This window comes from Mycobacterium simiae (assembly GCF_008370645.1).
Taxonomy (GTDB): Bacteria; Actinomycetota; Actinomycetes; order Mycobacteriales; family Mycobacteriaceae; genus Mycobacterium; species Mycobacterium simiae_A.
Window position 1 is genome coordinate 1 of the sequence record NZ_VTZN01000209.1, and the last position, 7330, is coordinate 7330.

A 7330-nucleotide genomic window follows, 5' to 3' on the forward strand; every position below is an offset into this window, starting at 1 on the left:
CGCCCATTGGCACCGTTACCGATTAACGGACGCCCGGTCAGCATCTGGATCGGCGCATTGACCACGTCGAGCAGGCTCTGCAAGGGGGCGGCAGCCGCGGTCTCCGCGGCCGCATACGACCCGGAACCAGCGATCAGAACCTCCACAAACCGGGCATGAAACGCCGCCGCCTGCTCGCTAGGCGCCTGATAGCCCTGGCCATGGGCGGAAAACAATGCCGCGATGGCCGCCGACACCTCGTCCTGGGCGGCCGCCAGCACCCCTGCCGTCGAGGCAGCCGCAGCGTTACTAGCCGTGCCGATTATCGAGCCGGTGCTGGCCATGTCCGATGCCGCCGCCACCATTGCCTCCGGCGTCGCTATGACAAACGACATCTGGCACCTCCCACCAGGTCATGACCACGTCGTCATGCCGAGCTGGAGATCAACCGATCGCCAGCGAGGAATCGGCAGGCGAGGATCATAACGCCAGGTGGGGACCGCATCATTGGCTTTCCGCATTCTTGCCGACTCCAGCCCACCAAATAGTTGCCAGCCGTTACTTCGCTCGACGACTATGCCAAACTAGAACCTGTTCCAGAAAAGCCTCCACCCGAGACGGCTGGGCGCTGCCGTTTCGGCCGACAACTGAAACGAGGCCGAAATGATCCTCGAGAGGTTTCGTCTCGACGACAACGTCGCTGTCATCACCGGAGGCGGGCGCGGCCTCGGTGCGGCCATCGCGTTGGCGTTCGCCGAGGCCGGCGCTGACGTGGTCATCGCTGCACGGACACAGTCCCAGCTCGACGAGGTGGCTGACCAAGTGCGCAGCACCGGGCGGCGTGCCCATACGGTCGCCGCCGATCTGGCCCATCCCGAGGTCACCGCCCAGCTGGCCGGCCAGGCGATCGAAGCGTTCGGAAGACTGGACGTCGTCGTCAACAACGTCGGCGGCACCATGCCCAACACGCTGTTGACCACCTCGACCCACGAGCTCAAAGACGCGTTCACCTTCAACGTCGCCACCGCCCACGCGTTGACTGTCGCCGCGGCGCCGTTGATGCTCGAGCACTCCGGCGGCGGCAGCATCATCAACATCACCTCGACCATGGGCCGACTGGCCGGGCGTGGTTTCGCCGCCTATGGCACCGCCAAGGCCGCGTTGTCCCACTACACCCGACTGGCCGCCCTGGATCTGTGTCCACGCATCCGGGTCAACGCGATCGCCCCCGGGTCGATCCTGACCTCCGCGCTGGACGTGGTGGCATCCAACGACGAACTACGCGCGCCGATGGAAAATGCGACACCGCTGCGCCGGCTCGGTGATCCCGTCGACATCGCCGCTGCCGCAGTGTATTTGGCGTCACCGGCGGGCAGCTTCTTGACCGGCAAGACCTTGGAGGTTGACGGCGGCCTCACCCACCCCAACCTTGATCTGCCCATCCCCGACCTGTAAGGAGACCGTCATGCCCATACCTGTCGTCCAGCTCGGCACCGGCAACGTCGGCATCCATGCGTTGCGCGCGCTGATCACCAACCCGGAATTCGAGCTCACCGGCGTATGGGTGTCCTCCGCCGCCAAGGCGGGCAAGGACGCAGCCGAACTGGCCGGACTTGCCGAGACCACCGGCGTCAAAGCGAGCACCGACCTGGAGGCCGTGCTGGCCACCGGGCCGCAATGCGCCGTCTACAACGCGATGGCCGACAACCGGCTACCCGAGGCATTGGAAGACTATCGACGCATCTTGGCGACCGGGGTCAATGTCGTCGGCAGCGGCCCGGTGTTCTTGCAGTATCCGTGGCAAGTACTACCCGACGAGCTCATCAAGCCGCTGGAAGACGCTGCCCGCGAAGGCAATTCGAGCCTCTACGTCAGTGGCATCGATCCGGGCTTTGCCAACGACCTACTGCCGCTGGCGCTGGCCGGTACCTGTCAAAGCATCGAGCAGATCCGCTGCATGGAGATCGTCGACTACGCCACCTACGACAACCGGGTGGTCATGTTCGACGTGATGGGATTCGGAAAGCCGATCGACGAAATTCCGATGCTCCTGCAGCCGGGGGTGTTGAGCTTGGCGTGGGGTTCGGTAGCGCGCCAACTTGCTGCGGGCCTTGGTCTTTCCCTCGACGTGGTCGAGGAGATGTACGTCCGCGAAGCAGCGCCGGAAGCCTTCGACATCGCGTCCGGTCACATCTCCAAGGGCAGTGCCGCGGCGCTGCGGTTCGAGGTTCTGGGATTGGTGGATGGCGCGCCCGTCGTCGTCCTCGAACACGTCACCCGGCTGCGCGACGACCTCTGCCCCGATTGGCCGCGGCCGGCACAGCCCGGCGGCTCCTACCGCATCGAAATCACCGGCGAACCGTCCTACGCCCTGGACCTCTGCCTCAGCAGCCGCCAAGGCGACCACAACCATGCCGGACTCGTCGCCACCGCAATGCGGGTCGTCAACGCGATCCCGGCGGTGGTGGCCGCCGAGCCCGGTATCCGCACCACCCTGGAGCTTCCGCTGGTCACTGGTAAGGGCCTGTATCTGCCCGGTTGATTACCCGCTGCTGCGCTACCGCCTGCGCATCGCCCGGTGGCCCAGCGGGCTGGTTTTTCGGCTAACCTCACTTTTTTGTTCGGTGTTGCGGATCGAAGGTGGGTGAGTTGGCGCAAGACACCCAGGCTTCGCTCAAGACGAGCTGGTATCTGCTCGGACCGGCCTTTGTCGCCGCGATCGCCTACGTCGATCCCGGTAACGTCGCAGCCAATATCAGCTCCGGTACCCAGTTCGGCTACCTACTGCTGTGGGTGATCGTTGCTGCCAACGTGATGGCCGGCGTAGTTCAGTACCTGTCAGCCAAGCTCGGTCTGGTGACCGGAGACTCGCTGCCCGAAGCGCTCGGCAAGCGGATGGGGCGTCCGGCCCGGCTGGCGTACTGGGCGCAGGCCGAGATCGTGGCTATGGCAACCGATGTAGCCGAGGTAATCGGTGGCGCCGTCGCGCTGCGCATCCTGTTCGACGTGCCGCTGCCCATCGGCGGAATTATCACCGGGGTCATCTCGCTGCTGCTGTTGGCGATTCAGGACCGTCGCGGCCAGCGCCTGTTCGAGCGGGTCATCACGGGGCTGCTGCTCATCATCGCCGCGGGCTTCACCGCCAGTTTCTTTGTGGCGACACCTCCTCCCGATGTTGTTTTCGCAGGTCTGATACCTCGCTTCCACGGAGCCGAGAGCGTGCTGCTGGCCGCCGCGATCTTGGGCGCCACGGTGATGCCGCACGCGGTGTATTTGCATTCCGGCCTAGCCCGGGACCGGCACGGACATCCCGCGCCCGGGCCGTTCCGCCAGCACCTGCTGCGGGTCACCCGGTGGGATGTGGGCCTGGCGATGGTCATGGCCGGCGGAGTGAACGCCGCGATGCTGCTGGTTGCGGCGCTCAATATGCGAGGGCGCGGAAACACCGCGTCGATCGACGGCGCCTACGCTGCCGTGCACGACACCCTGGGAGCGACGATCGCGGCGCTGTTTGCGATCGGATTGCTGGCCTCTGGCTTGGCATCGGCGTCGGTAGGCGCCTACGCCGGGGCAACCATCATGCAGGGACTTCTGCACCTGTCGGTGCCCATGGTGGTGCGCCGTCTCGTCACGTTGTGCCCGGCCGTGGCGATTCTGGCGCTGGATTTCGACCCCACCCGCACCTTGGTGCTCTCACAAGTGGTGCTGTCTTTTGGCATCCCATTTGCTGTGCTGCCGCTGGTTCGACTGACCAGCAATCCCGGGGTGATGGGCAGCGACACGAACAATCGCGCCACCACACTTGTCGGCTGGGTAGTCGCGGTGTTGATCAGCCTGCTCAACGTGGTGCTCATTTACCTGACGATGACGGGCTGAGCCAACAAAAGCCATTGTGGCGCAATCGCGGCGGCGGGGTGAGCGGTGGATAGTACGCTGTGTTGGGATCGGTAGCCGCGCAGGCCCTGTGCACTTGCCTGACCACGCCAAGCGGGGCGGGGCATGAACAAGGAACCACGCCATGAACACCATCCATATCCTCAAGCGGATGATTGCCGGAACGCTGTTGTGCGGCGGTGTCGCGGTGGCCGGATCCGGGTTGGCGCCAGATGCCGCCAACGCCCAGGCCGGTCGATACGGCCCGTTCCCGGCGGCACCACGAGGCCCGTACCAATGGTGCCCCGGCGACTGGCTGCCGCCAGGTGGTGTGAATTGGGACATGAACGTTTGCCACACCTGGTACTGGGTCGACTATGGATTCCAGGCCAATCGCGGTGGCTTCGTCTACGAGGGCGACACTCCACCCCCGGATCTCGGCTGCATTCCGCTGCTCTGTTTGCCCGGGCTGTAGGGCACGCCTGGCGGCCCGGTTAGCCCCTACGGCACGATGGTTAGCGTTGTCATCCGTCGAGGCTCACCCAGGGGTTAGCGTGCTGCACGAGTCCGGGAGCGGCTGAATGCCCTCCCACCGGCACTCCTACTTCGCATACGGTTCCAACCTGTGCGTCCAGCAGATGGCGGCGCGCTGCCCCGACGCGGTTGATCCGCGGCCGGCGGTGCTATCCGATCACGGTTGGCTGATCAACCAGCGCGGAGTCGCCACCGTTGAGCCGCTGCCCGGAACCCGGGTGTACGGCGTGCTGTGGCAAGTTTCCGACTGTGACTTGGCCGCCTTGGACAGTGCCGAGGGGGTGCCGGTCCGTTACCGGCGCGAGCGGCTGAGCGTGCATACCGATAACGGGCCAACAACGGCCTGGGTCTACGTCGACCACCGAGTGACGCCCGGTCCGCCCCGGCCCGGCTATCTGCCGCGGATCATCGCCGGCGCCTTCCACCATGGGCTACCGCAACGCTGGATCGACTTTCTGCACCGCTGGGATGCTGCGCACTGGCCGCTGTCGATGTCGGCAGCCACGTCCAAGCTTGCACCGCAACCACTTTCGGCTTTGCTCAGCGAACCAGGAGTGAGCCGCTGATGCTGCCGGCGCATCGGTGTATGCACTGCGGCATCCGACGGACATCCTATGGTCACCGATTTCGACCCCCATGCCACCGGAGCTACCTGCTCTGGTAGCCGGGGCGCGTTGCTGGTAAGAGACAAAGGTGATTGATGGTTAAGGATTTTCGGTTCGGGCTAGGCGTGCGCTCCATCAAATCGATTGCGGCGCTAAAGGAGAAGGCCAAGCGCGCAGAAGCTCTTGGCTTCGACGTCCTCTGCGTGCCCGATCATCTTGGCGCCGCAGCACCGTTTCCGACGCTGACTGCGGCCGCCATGGTCACGTCCAAGATTCGGCTGGGCACGTATGTGCTCAATGCCGCTTTCTACAAGCCGGCCCTGCTGAGTCGCGATGTCGAGGCCCTGGACCTGGTTAGTGACCACCGCCTTGAGGTTGGCCTCGGCACCGGCTATGTCCGGGAGGAGTTCGACGCCGCCGAACTGCCTTACCCCAGTGCCGGAGCGCGGGTGGACCACCTCGAGCACGTGACGACCTACCTCAAAGACCAGCACCCCGAGCTGCCGATCCTGATCGCCGGGAACGGCGACAAGGTACTGACATTGGCCGCCCAGCATGCCGACATCGTTGGGCTGACCGGCTCGCCGGTCCACGCTGCCGACGATCCGCTGGCCGAGCGCGTCGGTTTCGTCCGGCAGGCGGCGGGCGAGCGGTTCGACGCGCTGGAGCTCAACCTCGCGATCACAGCGGTACCCAGGGAAGGCCAACGCGTGCCCGATTTGTCGATGACCCGCAGGTACTCGCCGCAGTTATCCAATGAGCAGTTGTTGGCGTTGCCCTCGGTGCTCAGTGGGTCGCCGCGGGAGATAGCCAACACGCTGACGGCGTACCGCGACAGGTATGGGGTGACGTTTTTCACTGTGCAAGACAATCATGTGGACAATTTCGCGAAGGTGATCACGGAGCTGCGCTGAGCCCCGCCCCGGTAAGCTCACCCCGTCCGCCCTCGTAGCTCAGGGGATAGAGCACGGCTCTCCTAAAGCCGGTGTCGCAGGTTCGAATCCTGCCGGGGGCACAGTTCAGGCGGGGCACAGTTCAGACGTGGTGGGCGACCACCAGAGGCCACCAGGGCGTCGGGGCCAGGTTCGACATTAACCTGCTTACCCGCGATATGTGGCTCGACCTATGCGAAGCCAAGAGCAAGTGCCAACATCTCACCGGTGTGCCGCTAAAGCCAGCGCGGGCCGACGAGATGAGCGCGGTCTACCTGGCGCGCGGCGGGCAGGCTACGACGGCTATTGCGGGCAGCACACTGTCCGAGGCGGAGGTCAAGCCGATTGCGGCCAAGGGCACCGCCCACGTTGGTAAGTTGCGCCAGTATCCGAAACGCCAGGTGCAGAACGTCCTCGGGGCGATCTACGGAATGGACGAGGCACTGCGAGCGGGGAGGAAGCTGCCGATTACCCGTGAGCGGCTGAAGCGGCTGAATTTCCAGGTACTCGGCGGCATCCCTGATGAGCTACAGGGGCGTCAGGGAAGCTCCGCGAACACAACGTCAGCGCCGGTCGCGACCTCGCGCCGCGCTGGAGGGACGCATATCACCACAAGCGCGGAGCCTCCTGTCAGCATCGAATTGTTGAACCGATCCTAGTTGCGATGTCGAACCGGCCACCAGCTGCGGAATGACGTTTGTGGTCATTTCCTGGAATTGCCTCGGCTGACCTCAGATGTGCCCAAGAGGTGCCCAGCCAGCTCCGGGCTTGACAGCATGACTTGCACGGGAAGCGGTCAACGGGAGGACACCGGAGAACGGACGGCTATGCGGGCATTTTCCATGATCAAAGCGAAATCGGGATTTCGCAGCCTGTACGGCGATACGATTCTTCTGCCCAATGGTCGATGGTGACCCGGGCATCTTCCGGGTCGTCCTGGCTTATTGGGTCATGACCTGATGGGAGGTGTCCGATGTCGTTTGTGATCGCGGTGCCGGAGTTGATGGCGGCAGTAGCCACGGATCTGGCGGGTATCGGATCGGCGATCAGCGCGGCCAACGCCGCGGCGGCGGCCAACACCCAGGTGGTGCTGGCCGCGGGCGCTGATGAGGTGTCGGCGGCGGTGGCGGCGGTGTTCGGCGCTCACGCCCAGTCCTATCAGGCAGTGACTACGCAGGCCGCGTCGTTTCATGACCAATTTGTGCGGGCCCTGACCGCGGGCGCAAGCTCCTATGCCGGCGCCGAGGCCGCCAGCGCCGCGTCGATAACCAGTCCGCTACTCAACGCGATCAACGCGCCCTTCCTCGCGGCTACCGGGCGCCCGCTGATCGGCAACGGCGCCAACGCGGCGGCGGGGTCGGGGGCGGCCGGCGGTGCCGGCGGGTGGTTGTACGGCGACGGCGGCGC

8 protein-coding genes, 1 tRNA gene and 1 pseudogene are annotated in these 7330 nt (G+C 65.1%); 9 read left to right on the top strand and 1 reads right to left on the bottom strand.

Annotation, left to right across the window (positions count from 1 at the left end; genetic code table 11):
- The coding region (locus tag F0Q45_RS22825) for a PE family protein (RefSeq protein ID WP_149656080.1) at positions 1–374 on the bottom strand (374 nt) is incomplete at its 3' end.
- A 268-nt stretch (positions 375–642) separates the two neighbouring features.
- On the opposite strand from F0Q45_RS22825, the gene F0Q45_RS22830 reads away from it, so the two are divergent.
- The 9 genes and pseudogenes from F0Q45_RS22830 to F0Q45_RS22870 form a co-directional block, all read left to right on the top strand.
- Positions 643–1434: an SDR family oxidoreductase gene (locus tag F0Q45_RS22830; RefSeq protein WP_149656081.1), complete on the top strand. Its 792-nt coding sequence runs from the start codon at positions 643–645 to the stop codon at positions 1432–1434.
- A 10-nt stretch (positions 1435–1444) separates the two neighbouring features.
- Positions 1445–2521: an NAD(P)H-dependent amine dehydrogenase family protein gene (locus F0Q45_RS22835; RefSeq protein ID WP_149656082.1), complete on the top strand. Its 1077-nt coding sequence runs from the start codon at positions 1445–1447 to the stop codon at positions 2519–2521.
- A gap of 107 nt (positions 2522–2628) precedes the next feature.
- On the top strand, positions 2629–3855 hold the full coding sequence (locus tag F0Q45_RS22840; RefSeq protein ID WP_149656083.1) for an Nramp family divalent metal transporter: 1227 nt from the start codon (positions 2629–2631) through the stop codon (positions 3853–3855).
- Positions 3856–3997: 142 nt separating this feature from the next.
- Complete coding sequence (locus F0Q45_RS22845) at positions 3998–4327, top strand: hypothetical protein (protein ID WP_149656084.1); 330 nt, start codon at positions 3998–4000, stop codon at positions 4325–4327.
- A gap of 106 nt (positions 4328–4433) precedes the next feature.
- A pseudogene (locus tag F0Q45_RS22850) lies at positions 4434–4989 on the top strand (gamma-glutamylcyclotransferase family protein); the annotation flags it as partial.
- 97 nt (positions 4990–5086) lie between these two features.
- Positions 5087–5905: an LLM class F420-dependent oxidoreductase gene (locus F0Q45_RS22855; RefSeq protein ID WP_149656086.1), complete on the top strand. Its 819-nt coding sequence runs from the start codon at positions 5087–5089 to the stop codon at positions 5903–5905.
- Between the two features lie 28 nt (positions 5906–5933).
- Positions 5934–6006 (top strand) — tRNA-Arg (locus F0Q45_RS22860).
- A complete protein-coding gene (locus F0Q45_RS22865; RefSeq protein ID WP_149656087.1) occupies positions 5977–6582 on the top strand; it encodes a hypothetical protein in 606 nt (201 codons plus the stop codon). Before F0Q45_RS22860 ends, F0Q45_RS22865 begins: the two co-directional genes overlap by 30 nt.
- Before the next feature lie 314 nt (positions 6583–6896).
- Positions 6897–7330 (top strand): PE family protein (locus F0Q45_RS22870; RefSeq protein ID WP_149656088.1); only part of this gene is annotated, 434 nt, incomplete at its 3' end.

What these genes read in the sequence shown, in the direction of transcription:
- F0Q45_RS22855 (WP_149656086.1), top strand. Translation starts at nt 5,087, where the DNA reads ATGGTTAAGGATTTTCGGTTCGGGCTAGGCGTGCGCTCCATCAAATCG.
- F0Q45_RS22845 (WP_149656084.1), top strand. Translation starts at nt 3,998, where the DNA reads ATGAACACCATCCATATCCTCAAGCGGATGATTGCCGGAACGCTGTTG.
- F0Q45_RS22830 (WP_149656081.1), top strand. Translation starts at nt 643, where the DNA reads ATGATCCTCGAGAGGTTTCGTCTCGACGACAACGTCGCTGTCATCACC.
- F0Q45_RS22835 (WP_149656082.1), top strand. Translation starts at nt 1,445, where the DNA reads ATGCCCATACCTGTCGTCCAGCTCGGCACCGGCAACGTCGGCATCCAT.